Consider the following 14896-nt stretch of genomic DNA (forward strand, 5'->3'; position numbering starts at 1 on the left):
CGGACCGGAAGACCGCGCGCCGGAAACCACTCAGCGTGGCGCGTTCAGCGCCGCGTGCAGGGTGGCCGCCCACTGCTGGACGATCTGCTTGCGGCGGGCCGAGTCGTCGGTGAGCACGTCGGCCAGGCCGAGTCCGCGCGCCAGGTCGAGGGTGGCCTGCACGAGGTGGTGGGTGACCGGGTCGGCGTCGTCGACGCCGAGTGCCGCCACCGCGCGCCGGTGCGAGATCCGGCCGAACTTGGCTTCCAGGGGGACAATTCGTTCCCGCAGCGCCGGATCCGCGGCGGCGTGCGTCCATACCTGCAGCGCCGCCTTGAACAGCGGACTGGTGTAGGACTCGACCAGGCCTGCCACCACGGCCTCGGTGCGGCCGAGCCCGTCGGCCAAGGTGGCGACCGCGATCGCCTCGTCCTTGGACTGCTGGGTCCGGCTGTCGAACATGTACTCGAGCGCGGCGGTGATCAACTCTTCCCTGGTCGGGAAGTGATGCTGCGCCGCGCCCCTGGACACCCCGGCCCGTTCGGCGACGACCGCGACCGTCGCTGCCGCCCAGCCGGTTTCGGCCAGGCAGTCGATGGTCGCCTCCAGCAGGCGCTGCCGGGTGGCTCGGCTGCGGTCCTGCTTGGGTTCGTGGGGTGTGGCCATAGGGTTATTCTGCCCAGCTCGGCGCGCGACGCTGCAGGAAGGCCGCCATGCCCTCGTGCACCTCGGCGGTGCCGAAGAAGCTCGCCGAGCGCTCGGCCAGTGCCTCGGCCGAGACGTCGAACTCGGCGAGCATGGCCGCGTTGACCAGTCGCTTGCTCTCGGCCAGCCCCTGCGGGGAGCCTTTGCGCAGCTCGGCGCGTAGCCGGGCCACCTCGGCCGCCGGGTCGGCGGCGCTGGTGCTGATCAACCCGATCCGCTCGGCGACGCCGGCATCGAACTTCTCGCCCGTCATGAAGTACCGGCCTGCCGCGCGCGAGGTGAGGCGCGGCAGCAGGGTGAGCGAAATCATGAACGGGGCCAACCCGATTCGCACCTCGGTGAGGGCGAAGCTGCTCGTCGGGCCCGCCACGGCGATATCGCAGGCCGCGACGATGCCCATGCCGCCCGCCCGCACGTTGCCGTCGATCTGCGCGATCACCGGCTTCGGGGTGGCGAGCAGGCGGCGCAGCACGCCGATCATGGTGCGGGTGCGGTCGTCGGCCGCCACCGCGGGATCGGCGTTGCTCGCCTCGCTGAGGTCGGCGCCCGCGCAGAAGGTGTTGCCGGTGTGCGCGAGCACGATTCCCCGCACGGCGTCGTCGGCCGCCGCGTCGTCGAGTCCCCGGAGAAGTTCGGCGACGAGCTTGGCCGACAACGCGTTCCGGTTGTGCGGCGAGTCGAGCGTGAGCGTCGCGAAACCGTCCGCGACGTCGTAGCGGACGAACGGACCCGTCACGGTGTCGGTCATCGACAGCCTCTCTAGTAGGACTTGGGCAGGCCCAGTGAGTACTGGGCGACGAAGTTCAGCACCATTTCGCGGCTGACCGGGGCGATGCGGCCGATCCGCGCCGCGGCCAGCATGGCGGCCAGGCCGTACTCCTTGGTGAGGCCCGCGCCACCGTGCGTCTGGATGGCCTGATCGAGCGCCTTGATACTCGCCTCCGCCGCAGCGTATTTCGCCATGTTGGCGGCCTCGGCGGCACCCATCTCGTCGCCGGAGTCGTACAGCGTGGCGGCCTTGCGCATCATCAGCTTGGCCAGCTCCAGCTCGATCTTCACCTGGGCCAGCGGATGCGAAATGCCTTGGTGCGCACCGATCGGCGTCTTCCAGACGGTGCGTTCCTTGGCGTACTCCACCGCGCGGTCGATGGCGTAGCGGCCGAGGCCGATGGCCATCGCGGCACCCATCACCCGCTCCGGGTTGAGGCCGGCGAACAGCTGCATCAGCGCGGCGTCCTCCTTGCCGACCAGGGCGTTCGCAGGCAGGCGTACGTCGTCGAGGAACAGCGTGAACTGATGGTCCGGCTCGATGATGTCCATTTCCTGGGGCGTCTTGTGGAAGCCCTCGGCATCGGTCGGCACGATGAACAAGGCGGGCTTGAGCTTGCCGGTCTTGTGGTCCTCGGTGCGCGACACGATCAGCACGGCCTCGGCCTGGTCCACGCCGGAGATGAAGATCTTGCGGCCGTTGAGGATCCAGTCGTCGCCGTCGCGGCGCGCGGTGGTGGTGATCTGGTGCGAGTTGGAGCCCGCGTCCGGCTCGGTGATGCCGAAGACCATCTTGGCGGAGCCGTCGCCGAGCTTGGGCAGCCACTGCGCCTTCTGCTCGTCGGTGCCGTACTTGGTGATGATGGTGCCGCAGATGGCCGGGGAAACGACCATCAGCAGCAGGCCCGCGCCCTGGGCGGAGAGTTCCTCCATCACCAGCGCCAGCTCGTACAGGCCCGCCCCGCCGCCGCCGTACTCCTCCGGCAGGTTCACCCCGAGGAAGCCGAGTTTGCCTGCCTCGTCCCACAATTCGGTGAGCGGCTCGTTGGCGCGCGCCTTCGGCAGCACGTAGTCGCGATAGTTGTACTTCGCGGCCAGCGCGGCGACCGCGGACCGTAGCGCGGTCTGCTCTTCGGTTTCGATGAAACTCATTTGTTCTCCTGGGTTTCGGTGCCGTCGGCAGGATCGACGACGGCGAGGACGGCACCGACTTCGACCTGCTGGCCGACGGTGACATTGACGGCGCTGAGCACACCGGCGGCGGGCGCGGCGATGGTGTGCTCCATCTTCATCGCCTCCAACCACAGAATGGGCTGGCCCTGTTCGACATGGCTGCCGACCTCCGCGCCGAGCCGGATCACGCTGCCCGGCATGGGCGCGAGCAGCGAGCCGGTGGCGACCTGATCGGCGGGATCGGTGAAGCGGGGCAGTTTGCGCACGCTGACCGGCCCGAGCGGCGAGTCCACGCACACCAGGTCGGCGTACCGGGCGACGGCGAAATGCCTGCGGACTGCGCCTCTTTCGCCAGGAACGGCGAGGACGACGCGATCCGGTGTCGCTTCGACGAGTTCGAGTCCGTCGTAACCGTCCACCGAGACGACACCGCGGGTATAGCGGTAGCCGATGTCGTGTGTACCGCTGGTGCGGCTCTCGAACAGCTTGTGCGTCGACTGGGACGGCAGGTTTCGCCAGCCGCTCGGCAGCCCGCCGCCGACCCGGGCGGCGCCGCGGTTGGCTGCGGCGTCGGCCAGTGCGGCGGCCACGATGGACAGCGCTTCATCGGCCTCGGACACCAAAGGCGCTGCCAGCGTGTCCAGTCCGTGGGTGGTGAAGAACGCGGTGTCGGTGTCGCCCGCCAAGAAAGCGGGGTGCCGCAGCACTCGGACGAGCAGGTCGCGGTTGGTCACCAAGCCGTGAATCTTGGCCCGGTGCAGCGCGTTGGCGAGCAATCGTGCTGCCTCGTCGCGGGTTTCGGCGTAGGAGATGACCTTGGCCAGCATCGGGTCGTAGTGCACGCCGACGACCGAACCGTCCACCACGCCGGTGTCCAGCCGTACGCCGGGCCGGTCGAGCAGATCGAATTCCGTGACCACCGAGGGGATGTCGATGTGGTGAACCGTGCCGCTCTGCGGCTGCCAGTCGTGCGCCGGGTCTTCGGCGTAGAGCCGGACCTCGATCGAATGTCCGCGCAATGCCGGTGGTTCGGCGGGCAGCGCGGCGCCCGAGGCCACCTCGAGTTGCAGGCGAACAAGATCCAGCCCGGTGGTGCATTCGGTGACCGGATGTTCCACCTGGAGACGGGTGTTCATCTCCAGGAAGAAGAAGTCACCGCGCTCGTCGGCGAGGAACTCCACCGTGCCAGCGCCGGTGTAGCCGATCGCGCCCGAGGCGAGCCTGGCCGCCTCGAAGAGTCGCTCGCGCATCCCGCCGGTGCGTTCGACGAGTGGCGACGGCGCCTCCTCGATGACCTTCTGATGCCTGCGCTGGATGGAACATTCGCGCTCGCCGACGGCCCAGATGGTGCCGTGCGTATCGGCCATGACCTGCACTTCGATGTGCCGACCGGTCTCCAGGTACCGCTCGCAGAACACCGTCGGATCACCGAACGCGGACTCGGCCTCGCGGCGCGCGCCCTCGATCTGTGGTTCGAGCTCGGCGAGGGCGCGCACCACGCGCATGCCGCGGCCGCCGCCACCGGCGGACGCCTTGATCAGCACCGGCAGGTGCGCCTCGGTGACCTCGGCCGGATCGAGCTCGGCGAGGACTGGGACACCGGCGGCGTCCATCATCTTCTTCGAGGCGACCTTGGAGCCCATCTGCTCGATGGCCTCGACCGGCGGGCCGATCCACACCAGTCCGGCAGCGAGCACCGCCTTGGCGAAATCGGCGTTCTCGGAAAGGAATCCGTAGCCGGGGTGGATCGCGTCCGCACCGGCGGCCAGTGCGGCCTCGATGATCAGTTCGCTGCGGAGGTAGGTTTCCGCGGGCGTGTTGCCCGGAAGCAGTACCGCCGCATCGGCTTCGGCAACGTGTGGGGCCGCGGCATCCGCGTCGGAGTAGACCGCGACGGTGCCGATACCCATCCGGCGACACGTGGCGAATACTCGGCGGGCAATCTCGCCACGGTTGGCGACTAGAACGTTGGTTACGTGCATCCCCGGCCTCACATTCGGAAGACGCCGAAGCCATCGGCGCCCTTGATCGGGGCATTGTGAATGGCCGACAAGGACATTCCCAATACGGTGCGGGTATCGCGCGGGTCGATGACGCCGTCGTCGAACAGGCGCCCGGACATGAACATGGCCAGCGACTCGGCCTCGATCTGCGCCTCGATCATGGCGCGCATGCCGGCGTCGGCCTCCTCGTTGAACGGCATGCCCTTGGCCTCGGCCGCCGCGCGACCGACGATCGAGATGACACCGGCCAGCTGCGCGCCGCCCATCACGGCGGATTTCGCGCTGGGCCAGGCGTAGACGAAGCGCGGGTCGAAGGCGCGACCACACATGCCGTAATGCCCGGCGCCGTACGAGGCGCCCATCAGCACCGAGATGTGCGGCACCTTCGAGTTGGAGACCGCGTTGATCATCATCGCGCCGTGCTTGATGATGCCGCGCTGCTCGTATTCTTTGCCGACCATGTAGCCGGTGGTGTTGTGCAGGAACAGCAATGGCGTGTTGGTCTTGTTGGCCAGCTGGATGAACTGGGTGGCCTTCTGCGATTCCTCGGAGAACAGCACGCCGCGCGCGTTGGCCAGGATGCCGATCGGATACCCGTGCAGCTCAGCCCATCCGGTGACCAGGCTGCCGCCGTAGAGCGGCTTGAACTCGTCGAAGTCGGAACCGTCGACGATGCGCGCGATCACCTCGCGCGGATCGAACGGGATCTTCAGGTCGTTGGGGACGATGCCGAGCAGGTCTTCCGGGTCGTACAGCGGCTCGATCACCTCGGCGCGCGGGGCGGGGCCCTGCTTGCGCCAGTTGAGCCGCCGGACGATGGAGCGGCCGATGCGGATCGCGTCCTGCTCGTCGAGCGCGTAGTAGTCGGCCAGGCCGGAGACGCGGGCGTGCATGTCGGCGCCGCCGAGCGATTCGTCGTCGGACTCCTCGCCGGTGGCCATCTTGACCAGCGGCGGGCCGCCGAGGAACACCTTGGAGCGCTCCTTGATCATCACCACGTGGTCGGACATGCCCGGGATGTAGGCGCCGCCCGCGGTGGAGTTACCGAAGACGAGCGCGATGGTCGGGATGCCCGCCGCCGAGGCCTGGGTGAGGTCGCGGAACATGCGCCCGCCGGGGACGAAGACTTCCTTCTGCGTCGGCAGATCCGCGCCGCCGGACTCGACCAGCGAGATCACCGGCAGCCGATTCTCCCGGACGATGTCGTTGATGCGCAGCGTCTTTCGCAGCGTCCACGGGTTCGAGGTGCCGCCGCGCACGGTCGGATCGGGCGCGACGATCATGCACTCGACGCCCTCGACGACGCCGATGCCCGCGATAGTGCTTGCGCCGACGTGGAATTCGCTGCCCCAGCCCGCCAGCGGGCACAGCTCCAGGAACGGCGAGTCCTCGTCGATGAGCAGCTCGACCCGCTCCCGTGCGGTCATCTTGCCGCGCTTGCGATGCCGGGCCAGCTTGTCCGGTCCGCCGCCGTCGATCGCCTTGGCGAACTCGCCCTCGACCTCGGTGAGCTTGGCCGTCATGGCTTCCGCCGCCGCGGCGTACTCCGGCGAGGCGGTGTCCAGGGTGCTGCGTAGTGTCGTCAAGACTGGTACCCCAATCGTTTCGCGGCGAGGCCGGTGAGGATTTCGGTGGTGCCGCCGCCGATGCCGAGGATGCGCATATCGCGGTATTGGCGTTCCACTTCGGATTCGCGCATGTAGCCGAGGCCGCCGAACAGCTGGACGGCCTGGTTGGCCACCCATTCACCGGCTTCGACGGCGGTGTTCTTGGCGAAGCACACCTCGGCGATCAGGTCGGTCTCGCCGTTCGCGCTGCGCTGGGCCACATCCCGGGTGTAGACGCGGGCGACGTCGATGCGCCGGGCCATCTCGGTGACCGTGTTCTGCACGGCCTGCCTGCTGATCAGCGGGCGGCCGAAGGTTTCCCGGCTGCGCACCCAGTCCAGGGTGAGGTCGAGGCAGCGTTGCGCGCTCGAATACGCCTGCACCGCAAGGCCGACGCGCTCGCTGACGAACGCGCCCGCGATCTGGAAGAAACCGGAGTTCTCCGGGCCGACCAGGTTCGCCGCGGGCACCCGCACGTCCACGTAGGACAGCTCGGCGGTATCGGAGGCACGCCAGCCCATCTTGTCCAGCTTGCGGCTGACCGTGAAGCCCGGTGTGCCCTTCTCCACCACGAGCAGCGAAATCCCGCCGGAGCCAGGGCCGCCCGTGCGCACCGCGGTGACCACGTAGTCGGCGCGGCAGGCGGAGGTGATGAAGGTCTTGGCGCCGTTGACGATGTAGTGGTCGCCGTCGCGGCGAGCGGTGGTGGTGAGGTGGCCGACGTCGGAGCCGCCGCCCGGCTCGGTGATGGCGAGCGAGCCGATCTTCTCGCCCGCCAAAGTCGGTCGTACCCAACGCTCGATGTGCTCGGCGTCGCCGGAGGCGATCATGTGCGGCACCGCGATGCCGCAGGTGAACAGCGACGCGAACAGGCCACCGGAGGCACCGGCCTGGTGCAGTTCCTCGCAGACGATCATCGCGTCGATGCCGTCACCACCGGAACCGCCTACAGCTTCCGGGAATTGGATCCCGAGCAGGCCGAGTGCCCCGGCCTTCTTGTGCAGCTCGCGCGGGATCTCGCCGTCACGCTCCCACTCGTCCATGTAGGGCAGGACCTCCCGCTCTGCGAAACCCCTTACGGTAGAACGTAATTCGCGACGCTCAGGGGAATTCCAGGGACTTACACTCATGGCAACAGCTCCAATGGGACGTCGAGATGACGGGACCGCAGCCATTCGCCGAGCCCCTTGGCCTGGGGGTCGAATCGAGCCTGATAGGCGACCCCCTGACCGAGTAATCCTTCGATGATGAAGTTCACCGCCCGCAGGTTGGGCAGTACATGTCTGGTGACCGTAAGCGAAGCGGTCTCGGGCAGTAGCTCTTTGACGCGTTCGACGGTGAGGGTGGTGGCGAGCCAGCGCCATTGCGCGTCGGTACGCACCCAGACGCCGATATTGGCGTTGCCGCCCTTGTCGCCGCTGCGCGCCAGGGCGATGGTGCCGAGCGGGACGCGGCGAGTTTCCCCGGCGGGCAACGGCTCCGGCAGCGCGGGCTCGGCGACCTCGGCCAGCGCCAGCGTGTCCGAGGACGGCGCGATATCGACGCGGGACCCGTCCGGCAGCACCGCGACGTGCGGCACCTCGGTGGCATCGACGAACCCCGGCGAGTACACCCCGTAGGGAGAACCGTTGCCGGGCATCGTCGTAAAGCTGCACCCCGGGTAACTGGCCAGCGCCAGTTCGACGGCCACGCTGGAGAACGCGCGGCCGACCTTGTTCGGGTCCGGGTCGCGTACGACGCAGCGCAGCAGCGCGCTGGCCTGCTCCTCGGTGTCGGCGTCCGGCCGGTCCAGCCGCGCGAGCGTCCAGTCCAGCTCGGCCGGTTTCACCGACAGCCACGATTCCAGCTGCCGTTGCGCCAGTGCGGCTTTCGCCTCGATGTCGAGGCCGGTGAGGATGAACTCCATCTCGTTGCGGAAGCCGCCGAGCGTGTTCAGCGACACCTTCAGCTGCGCGGGCGGCGCCTCGCCGACGACACCGCTGATCAGCACGCGATCGGGACCGTCCGCGCTGAGCGCGATGGAGTCGAGCCGCGAGGTCACGTCGGGTCCGGCGTACCGCGCCCCCTGGATCTCGTACATGAGCTGAGCTTCGATGGTGTCCACCGTGACCGCGCCGCCGGTGCCCGCGTGCTTGGTGATGACACTGCTGCCGTCCCTGCGGATTTCGGCGATCGGGAAGCCGGGCCTGCCGAGATCGGCCAGCTCGGTGAAGAACGCGTAGTTGCCGCCGGTGGCCTGGGTGCTGCATTCGATGACGTGCCCCGCCACCACCGCGCCCGCCAGCTCGTCGTAATCGGTTCGGCCCCAGCCGAAGTGGGCCGCGGCCGGGCCGACGATCACCGACGCGTCGGTGACCCGGCCGGTGACCACGATGTCCGCGCCCGCGTTCAGGCATTCGACGATGCCCCAGGCGCCGAGGTAGGCGTTCGCGGTGAGCGGGGCGCCGAGGCCGAGTTCGCCTGCGCGCGCGACCAAGTCGTCGCCTTCGACGTGCGCGATCTTCGCGTCGAGGCCGAGATCGGCGGCCACCTTGCGCAGGCGCTCGGCCAAACCGGCGGGATTGAGACCGCCCGCGTTCGTGACGATCTGCACGTTGCGTTCCAGCGCGAGCCCGAGGCAGTCCTCGATCTGCTTCACGAAGGTCTTGGCGTAGCCGAGGCTCGGATCCTTCATCCGGTCGCGGCCGAGGATCAGCATGGTGAGCTCGGCGAGATAGTCACCGGTGAGCACGTCGAGCTGCCCGCCTTCGAGCATCTCGCGCATGGCGCTCAGTCGATCACCGTAGAAACCGGAACAGTTGCCGATCCGGAGCACGTCCGGGTTGGCGGCCAGCACACTCATCAGCGGGAATGCCTCCTGTAACGGCGAACCGTCATGGCACAGCCGCGTGCCGCACCCGTGAAGTCCGCGTTCCGAGGACCAGCATCACACCGTCGCCAGAAAAAAGCAAGCATGCGTGCTTGTTAATCGCGAGTGGGTCAGATCACTGCGGGCAGCGCTGCTCGAACGGAGTGAAAAGGGCAGAGCAGAATGGGCACAATGTCCACCGACGTCACTGTGATCATCCTGCTCGCGCTGGCCGGCTTTCTGCTCGGCGGCGTCTACTCGACGTGGAAAACCGCGCGCACCTTCGCGATCGTGCTGGCAGTCCTTGCCGTGCTCGCGATCGCGGGCGCCGTGGCGTGGTGGGTCGGCGCCTGACTCAGAGCTCGGAGAGCTTGAAGATGCGCAGGTCCTCGGGGACCCCGCTCAGCGGCGCGGCGAAGAAGCTGCGCCGGTACGGCTTCACCGCGTGGCCGAGCTCCGCGAGGGTCTCGGGCTTCAGCGACTGCAGCGTCGCCTCGGACAGCATGGTGTTGCCGTTGCCGCCCGCCTCCATCACCCGGGCCGCGATCGTGACGTCGACGCCGAGCCAGTCGCCGCCGATCTCGCGCGGCGAGCCGGTGTGCAGTCCGATCCGCATCTGCGGGCGATAGTCGCGCACCTTCACCTCGGCCAGGTTGCGCTTGGCATTGATCGCGGCGCGCACCGCCCGGTCGGCCGACGGGAACACGGCCATCACGCCGTCGCCCATCCGCTTGACCACCTGACCGCCGCGCTCGGCGATCGGCGGCTCGATGGCCTTGGCGACCCGGCGCAGCAGTTCCAGGGTCGCCTCGTCGCCTGCGGACAGCGACCAACTGGAGAAGGCCACCAGGTCGGTGAACATCACAGTTACTTCCGCGTTACCTTTGCCGCGGCCGACCCGTTCCAGCATCGCCTGCCAGACCTGGAGTGCGCCGAAACCGATCTCCCTGGCCGCGCTCGGAGTGTCGCCGACCAGTTTGTCCGCGGCGCGCGCGACGGCGCGCGCACCGCCGGGTCCGGTCACCGAGAGCGGGTCGCCGAAGGAGGGGTCACCTGGCAGCTGCTCACGCGCCTTGCGGAGCACGCCGATGAAGTCCGTCCGGTTGTTCGCCGCGTTCATCAACGCGGACAGCTGGCCCTTGCGCAGCCCGGTCCCGGGACGGCGGATGGGACCGCCCTCGTCCGCGGGTACCAGCGGGATCACGACCTCGGGTTCGAGGCCGTTCTCGTCCTCCGGCTCCGACCCGGGCGCAGCACCGCCGGAAGGTGTTTCGCTCACGCCCAGAGGGTATCTCAGCCGACCTGTCGTCGGCGGATCACTGATTATCGCCACCTGCTACCTCCCGACGGATGAAGCGGGCACAACATTGGGGCCGCCGATGGATAACGAGCTGGTTGCTGAGTCGAACTGTACCCGTGGATTCAGGGCCGGTGAAGCGACGTGATTCACAGTTTCCGTGATGTTCACATGAGTCATTGACCAGCAATAATGCCGCGACGCGCCGGTGTGCTCGCACGCTTTGCGAGCCATGTCCGATAACGCCATCGGCCCGGCGTGAAGGGGATCACGCCGGGCCGATGGTCACACCGTCCGCCGGGCAGTGGCGGGGCGGTGACGGGGCGCGCGAACCTCCCGACAAGGTCGGCGCCCCAAACCCGAGTGGCGAGGGAAGGCAACTCGGGTTTGCTTAGGTCGCTACGCGTCGCGCTGGTTGATCATGATCAGCGCGCCGCCGTAGACGATCGCGGTAAAGGCGAGGAAGTAGAGCAGGCTGCCCCACGGACCCCAGTGCCAGTTGGCGCCGGACTCCGAGACGGCGAGGAAGTGGCTCGCGTTCTGGAAGGGCAGGAACGGCGCCACATTGCGGCCGAAGCTGCCGAACGCGCCGAGCAGTGGCTCGATCAGCAAGGACCACAACACGATCAGCGAGATCGCGGCCGCGGACTGCCGGACGAGCACACCGACACCGATGGCCACCGCGATCATCAGGAACGCGTAGATCGGAATGCCGTAGACGGCCCGCCACTGTCCATCCAACGTCAGGTTCGCCGCGGGGGCGGACCCGCCGATGGCCTTGGCCACCCCGATGGCCAGGAAGGCCAGGATCGTGGTGAGCACGGCGCTGAAGACACCGACGAGCAGCGTCTTGGTGATCAGCACCTTGGAGCGATTGGGCACCGCCTGGAACGTCGTCCGGATGACGCCGAAGCGGTATTCGCTGGTCACCGTCAACGCCGCCATGATCATCAGCACCATCACGCCGAAGCCGACGACGCCTGCCGTCGCGGTGCTCACGTCGAGCGTCGGGGTGCCCTCGGCGGGGTTGTCCCCGGCCGACTTGGTGACCAGCGCGAACAGCGCGGCGAGCCCGAGGGCGAGCGCGACCACGATGGCCGAGCACCACCAGGGCGACCTGGTCGAGGTGAGCTTGATTCGTTCTGCTGCCAGCACGCCCATCAGAGCGCACCTCCCATCGCCTGATCGAGGCCTTCGCCGTGGTACTGCACCGCGCCGCCGGTCATCCGCATGAACGCCTCTTCCAGCGAAGCACGTTGCGGCGCAAGCTCGAACAGCGTGATCTCGTTCGCGCCGGCCAGCTTGCCGACCGCGTCACTCGGCACGCCGGCCACCACGAGCGCGGGGCCGTCGGTGCCGGAACCGTCCTCGCGGACGGTCATGCCGTTGGAGGTGAGCACGCTGCGCAACTGGTCGAGCTGCGGGCTGCGCACGCGCACCGACTGTTCGGAGGCGCGCTCGATGAATTCCTGTGTGGTGGTATCGGAAATGAGCTGGCCGCGGCCGATCACCACGAGATGCTCTGCGGTCTGCGCCATTTCGGAGAGCAGGTGGCTGGAGACCAGCACGGTGCGTCCCTCGGTGGCCAGTCGCTGCATGAACCGGCGGATCCAGAGGATGCCCTCCGGGTCGAGGCCGTTGACCGGCTCGTCGAACAGCAGCACCTGCGGGTCGCCGAGCAGCGCGCCGGCCAGGCCGAGCCGCTGGGACATGCCCAGCGAGAAGCCGCCCGCGGTCTTGCCCGCCACCTCGGACAGGCCGACCAGCCGCAGCACCTCCTCCACCCGGGACTTGGCGATGTCGTTGGAGGCGGCCATCCACTCGAGGTGGGCGCGCGCCGAACGGTTCGGATGCACCCACTTGGCGTCGAGCAGCGCACCGACCGTGCGCAGCGGATGGTCCAATTCGCGGTATGGCTTGCCCTGGATGAGTGCGGTACCTGCGGTTGGCTTGTCCAGCCCCAGGATCATTCGCATCGTCGTCGACTTACCGGCTCCGTTCGGGCCCAGGAACCCCGTCACCTGTCCGGGTCGAACGGTGAAGGAAAGATCCTGAACGGCGACGGTCTGCCCGTAGTGCTTGGTCAGCCCTCTCAGCTCGATCATGGGGACCAGCCTGCCCGATAACGCCGCGATCCGCGTCAGTACTAGGTGTCGTGTCGAATCATCCTCGAGGATGACCACACCCCGACTCCCCCCTACCGCCACCCCGACCTCCGACCGAAGGGCGCCTTCAGTTGGGTAGACGGGGTGAAGGGCGCCTTCGGTCGGGTCAGCGGGCGGGGGAAGAGGCCTGGGCCCAGAAGCGTTTGGGGATGCGGCCCGCTTGGCGGGCCAGGTAGCCGGCCTGGACGGCGGCGGCCATGGCTTCGGCCATCAGGTGGGGTTGACGGGCCCGTGTCACCGCGGTGGCGAGTAGGACGGCCGAGCAGCCGAGTTCCATGGCCAGCGCCGCGTCACTCGCGGTGCCGATGCCCGCGTCGAGGATGACCGGGACCTTCGCCTCGGCGACGATCATCTCGATGTTGTGCGGATTGCCGATGCCGAGACCGGTGCCGATCGGGGAACCGAGCGGCATCACCGCGACGCAGCCCGCGTCCTCCAGCCGGCGCGCGAGGATCGGGTCGTCGGTCGTGTAGGGCAGCACCACGAAACCGTCGTCGACGAGTTGTTCTGCGGCGGTGACCAATTCGATCGGGTCGGGCAGCAGGGTGCGGTCGTCGGCGACCACCTCGAGCTTGACCCAGTTGGTGTCCAGGGCCTCGCGGGCCAGTTGCGCGGTGAGGACCGCCTCGGTGGCGGTGCGACAGCCCGCGGTGTTGGGCAGCGGCGCGATGTTCAAGCGCTTCAACAGATCCAGCACGCCGGTGCCGCCCGCGGCGTCCACCCGGCGCATGGCGACGGTGGTGAGTTCGGTGCCGGAGGCGATGAGCGCCTCCTCCAGCACGGCGAGGTTGTCCGCGCCGCCGGTGCCCATGATGAGCCGGGAACCGAACTCGCGGTCCGCGATTCGCAGTGGGGCGTACGTTTCAGCCACCCTGCACCGCCGTCAGTACCTCGATCTGCCAGCCGCGACCGACCGGCTCGCCCCAGCGCGACTTGGGGAACACCGCGCCGTCCACCGCGAGCGCGATGCCCTGGGTGGGCAGTTCGAGGCGGGCGAGCAGCTCTCGGACGGTGAGGGTTTCGGCGAACTCGTGATCTGTGCCGTTCACGGTGACGCCGATGGGTACGGATGTCGAAGTCATCGAACTCCTCCTGCGGATGACAAAGGGGACGGCGGGTGCGCCGTCGAAAAGCGTTGTGGGTCAGCGGATGCTGCCTCGGGCAACGGTGTTCCGGCCAGCTGGGCGAGCACCGCGTCGACGGTGAGCGGCATGGTCAGCATGCCGTTGCGGCCGTTGCCGGTGGCCGCGACGACCCGGTCGCTCAGCCTGCCGAGCAGCGGCAGGTTGTCCGGGGTGCCCGGCCGCGAGCCGGCGCTCGCCTCGGCCAGCTCGTATTCGCCGATGCCGGGGAATATCGCCTCGGCGTCGGCGATCAGGTCACGGACACCGGCGACGGTCACCGCGGTGTCGAAACCCGCCTCGTATTGTGTTGCGCCGACTACGATTCCGTCGGCGCGCGGGACCAGGTACATCGCCCGGCCGTGCACCCTGGCCCGGACCACGCGGCCCGGCGCGGGGGTGGCGCCGGGGCGGTGGCGCAGGCGCAGGATCTCGCCCTTGATCGGACGGACCGGCAACCCGGGCCACAGCCGGGCCGAGGCGGCGCCCGCGGCGAGGACGATCTGATCGTGCGGGAGTGCGTCGAGTGCGTCGACGGATTCGGCGCGGATCTGCACGCCCGCGGCCGTCGCGGCCTTGCGCAGGGCCGCGAGCAGACGCCGATTGTCGATCGCCGGCTCGGCGGGCGCGTGCAGCCCGGCGCGGACCGTGCGCGCGAGGTTCGGTTCCAGCGCGCGTACGCCCGCGCGATCGAGGACCAGCAGTTCGTGGCCGCGACCGCCCACCCAGTCGGCAACCGTGCGCAGGTCGGCCGCGTCGGCGGCGTCCAGCGCGACGGTCAGGGTCGCGTCGGCCACGAAGACCGATACGCCGGTGGCGGCGTCGATGCGGGCCGCGAAGCCGGGCCAGCGGGCCAACGAGGCGGCGCCGAACTCGAGCACCCGGTCCTCGCCCGGCCAGCCCTCGGACAACGGAGCGAGCATGCCGCCCGCCACCCACGAGGCGCCGGAGCCGACGGCGGGGTCGTACAGGGTGACCGACCAGCCCGCCTCGGCGGCCCGCCAGGCCACGCCGAGTCCGATGACGCCGCCACCCACGACGGCCAGCGTCCGCATCCGTTTCCACCTGCCTCTGTCTCCGATGGGCGGCGTCGCGGGCGCCTTCCTGGTTAACCCGTCTGCGGGCCCGTCGCGCACACCGCTGTGGTCGATTTGTGGCGTTCGACGGTCCCCTCGCAGGGACCCGCCGCGACCGCCGCATGGGCCCGGCGCTCGTGCCGCCGTTCGCTTC

General features: G+C 68.9%; 14 protein-coding genes. 1 reads left to right on the forward strand and 13 read right to left on the reverse strand.

All coding sequences use genetic code 11. The annotated features are described in order from the left end of the window. Positions 1–30: 30 nt before the first annotated feature. Genes ACFWF1_RS00425 through ACFWF1_RS00455 form a run of 7 tightly spaced genes read right to left on the reverse strand, consistent with a single transcriptional unit; the run spans position 31 to position 9077 of the window. Positions 31–645 carry a TetR/AcrR family transcriptional regulator gene (locus ACFWF1_RS00425; protein WP_379284262.1) on the reverse strand — a complete coding sequence of 205 codons (615 nt, stop codon included), beginning with the start codon at positions 643–645 and terminating at the stop codon, positions 31–33. A gap of 4 nt (positions 646–649) precedes the next feature. Then, the gene (locus ACFWF1_RS00430; protein ID WP_379284260.1) at positions 650–1432 is read right to left on the reverse strand and encodes an enoyl-CoA hydratase family protein; all 783 of its coding nucleotides are present in this window, start codon (positions 1430–1432) and stop codon (positions 650–652) included. Between the two features lie 11 nt (positions 1433–1443). Further along, a complete protein-coding gene (locus ACFWF1_RS00435; RefSeq protein ID WP_379284259.1) occupies positions 1444–2604 on the reverse strand; it encodes an acyl-CoA dehydrogenase family protein in 1161 nt (386 codons plus the stop codon). Further along, positions 2601–4607: an acetyl/propionyl/methylcrotonyl-CoA carboxylase subunit alpha gene (locus ACFWF1_RS00440; protein ID WP_379284258.1), complete on the reverse strand. Its 2007-nt coding sequence runs from the start codon at positions 4605–4607 to the stop codon at positions 2601–2603. The genes ACFWF1_RS00435 and ACFWF1_RS00440 overlap by 4 nt, the downstream gene beginning before the upstream one ends. 8 nt (positions 4608–4615) lie before the next feature. Next, positions 4616–6214 carry a carboxyl transferase domain-containing protein gene (locus ACFWF1_RS00445; RefSeq protein WP_357385033.1) on the reverse strand — a complete coding sequence of 533 codons (1599 nt, stop codon included), beginning with the start codon at positions 6212–6214 and terminating at the stop codon, positions 4616–4618. After that, positions 6211–7365 carry an acyl-CoA dehydrogenase family protein gene (locus ACFWF1_RS00450; protein ID WP_379284257.1) on the reverse strand — a complete coding sequence of 385 codons (1155 nt, stop codon included), beginning with the start codon at positions 7363–7365 and terminating at the stop codon, positions 6211–6213. The genes ACFWF1_RS00445 and ACFWF1_RS00450 overlap by 4 nt, the downstream gene beginning before the upstream one ends. Continuing rightward, a complete protein-coding gene (locus ACFWF1_RS00455; protein ID WP_379284256.1) occupies positions 7362–9077 on the reverse strand; it encodes an acyclic terpene utilization AtuA family protein in 1716 nt (571 codons plus the stop codon). Before ACFWF1_RS00455 ends, ACFWF1_RS00450 begins: the two co-directional genes overlap by 4 nt. Positions 9078–9275: 198 nt before the next feature. Between ACFWF1_RS00455 and ACFWF1_RS00460 the strand changes: the two genes are divergently transcribed. Then, on the forward strand, positions 9276–9437 hold the full coding sequence (locus tag ACFWF1_RS00460; protein WP_379284255.1) for a hypothetical protein: 162 nt from the start codon (positions 9276–9278) through the stop codon (positions 9435–9437). A 1-nt stretch (position 9438) separates the two neighbouring features. Here ACFWF1_RS00460 and ACFWF1_RS00465 read toward each other — a convergent pair whose 3' ends face one another. The 6 genes from ACFWF1_RS00465 to thiO all read right to left on the reverse strand — a co-directional run bounded on the left by ACFWF1_RS00465 (position 9439) and on the right by thiO (position 14721). After that, positions 9439–10362, reverse strand: a complete 924-nt coding sequence (locus ACFWF1_RS00465; protein WP_379284253.1) for an adenylate/guanylate cyclase domain-containing protein — start codon at positions 10360–10362, stop codon at positions 9439–9441. 417 nt (positions 10363–10779) lie between these two features. Next, positions 10780–11541 (reverse strand): ABC transporter permease, encoded by a 762-nt coding sequence (locus ACFWF1_RS00470; RefSeq protein ID WP_379284252.1) that lies wholly within the window; start codon positions 11539–11541, stop codon positions 10780–10782. Next, complete coding sequence (locus tag ACFWF1_RS00475) at positions 11541–12485, reverse strand: ABC transporter ATP-binding protein (RefSeq protein ID WP_379284251.1); 945 nt, start codon at positions 12483–12485, stop codon at positions 11541–11543. Before ACFWF1_RS00475 ends, ACFWF1_RS00470 begins: the two co-directional genes overlap by 1 nt. 166 nt (positions 12486–12651) lie before the next feature. Beyond that, positions 12652–13416, reverse strand: a complete 765-nt coding sequence (locus tag ACFWF1_RS00480) for a thiazole synthase (RefSeq protein ID WP_379284250.1) — start codon at positions 13414–13416, stop codon at positions 12652–12654. Beyond that, positions 13409–13627, reverse strand: coding sequence for a sulfur carrier protein ThiS (gene thiS / locus ACFWF1_RS00485; RefSeq protein ID WP_379284249.1), 219 nt, complete (start codon positions 13625–13627; stop codon positions 13409–13411). Before thiS ends, ACFWF1_RS00480 begins: the two co-directional genes overlap by 8 nt. Then, a complete protein-coding gene (thiO, locus tag ACFWF1_RS00490; RefSeq protein ID WP_379284248.1) occupies positions 13624–14721 on the reverse strand; it encodes a glycine oxidase ThiO in 1098 nt (365 codons plus the stop codon). The genes thiS and thiO overlap by 4 nt, the downstream gene beginning before the upstream one ends. Between the last annotated feature and the right edge of the window lie 175 nt (positions 14722–14896).

The organism is Nocardia sp. NPDC060255 (genome assembly GCF_042727395.1).
Lineage (GTDB): Bacteria > Actinomycetota > Actinomycetes > Mycobacteriales > Mycobacteriaceae > Nocardia.

Coding starts and splice junctions, on each gene's coding strand:
- ACFWF1_RS00460 (WP_379284255.1), top strand. CDS start 9,276: ATGTCCACCGACGTCACTGTGATCATCCTGCTCGCGCTGGCCGGCTTT.
- ACFWF1_RS00455 (WP_379284256.1), bottom strand. CDS start 9,077: ATGAGTGTGCTGGCCGCCAACCCGGACGTGCTCCGGATCGGCAACTGT.
- ACFWF1_RS00435 (WP_379284259.1), bottom strand. CDS start 2,604: ATGAGTTTCATCGAAACCGAAGAGCAGACCGCGCTACGGTCCGCGGTC.
- ACFWF1_RS00450 (WP_379284257.1), bottom strand. CDS start 7,365: ATGAGTGTAAGTCCCTGGAATTCCCCTGAGCGTCGCGAATTACGTTCT.
- thiO (WP_379284248.1), bottom strand. CDS start 14,721: ATGCGGACGCTGGCCGTCGTGGGTGGCGGCGTCATCGGACTCGGCGTG.
- ACFWF1_RS00430 (WP_379284260.1), bottom strand. CDS start 1,432: ATGACCGACACCGTGACGGGTCCGTTCGTCCGCTACGACGTCGCGGAC.
- ACFWF1_RS00475 (WP_379284251.1), bottom strand. CDS start 12,485: ATGATCGAGCTGAGAGGGCTGACCAAGCACTACGGGCAGACCGTCGCC.
- ACFWF1_RS00470 (WP_379284252.1), bottom strand. CDS start 11,541: ATGGGCGTGCTGGCAGCAGAACGAATCAAGCTCACCTCGACCAGGTCG.
- thiS (WP_379284249.1), bottom strand. CDS start 13,627: ATGACTTCGACATCCGTACCCATCGGCGTCACCGTGAACGGCACAGAT.
- ACFWF1_RS00440 (WP_379284258.1), bottom strand. CDS start 4,607: ATGCACGTAACCAACGTTCTAGTCGCCAACCGTGGCGAGATTGCCCGC.
- ACFWF1_RS00425 (WP_379284262.1), bottom strand. CDS start 645: ATGGCCACACCCCACGAACCCAAGCAGGACCGCAGCCGAGCCACCCGG.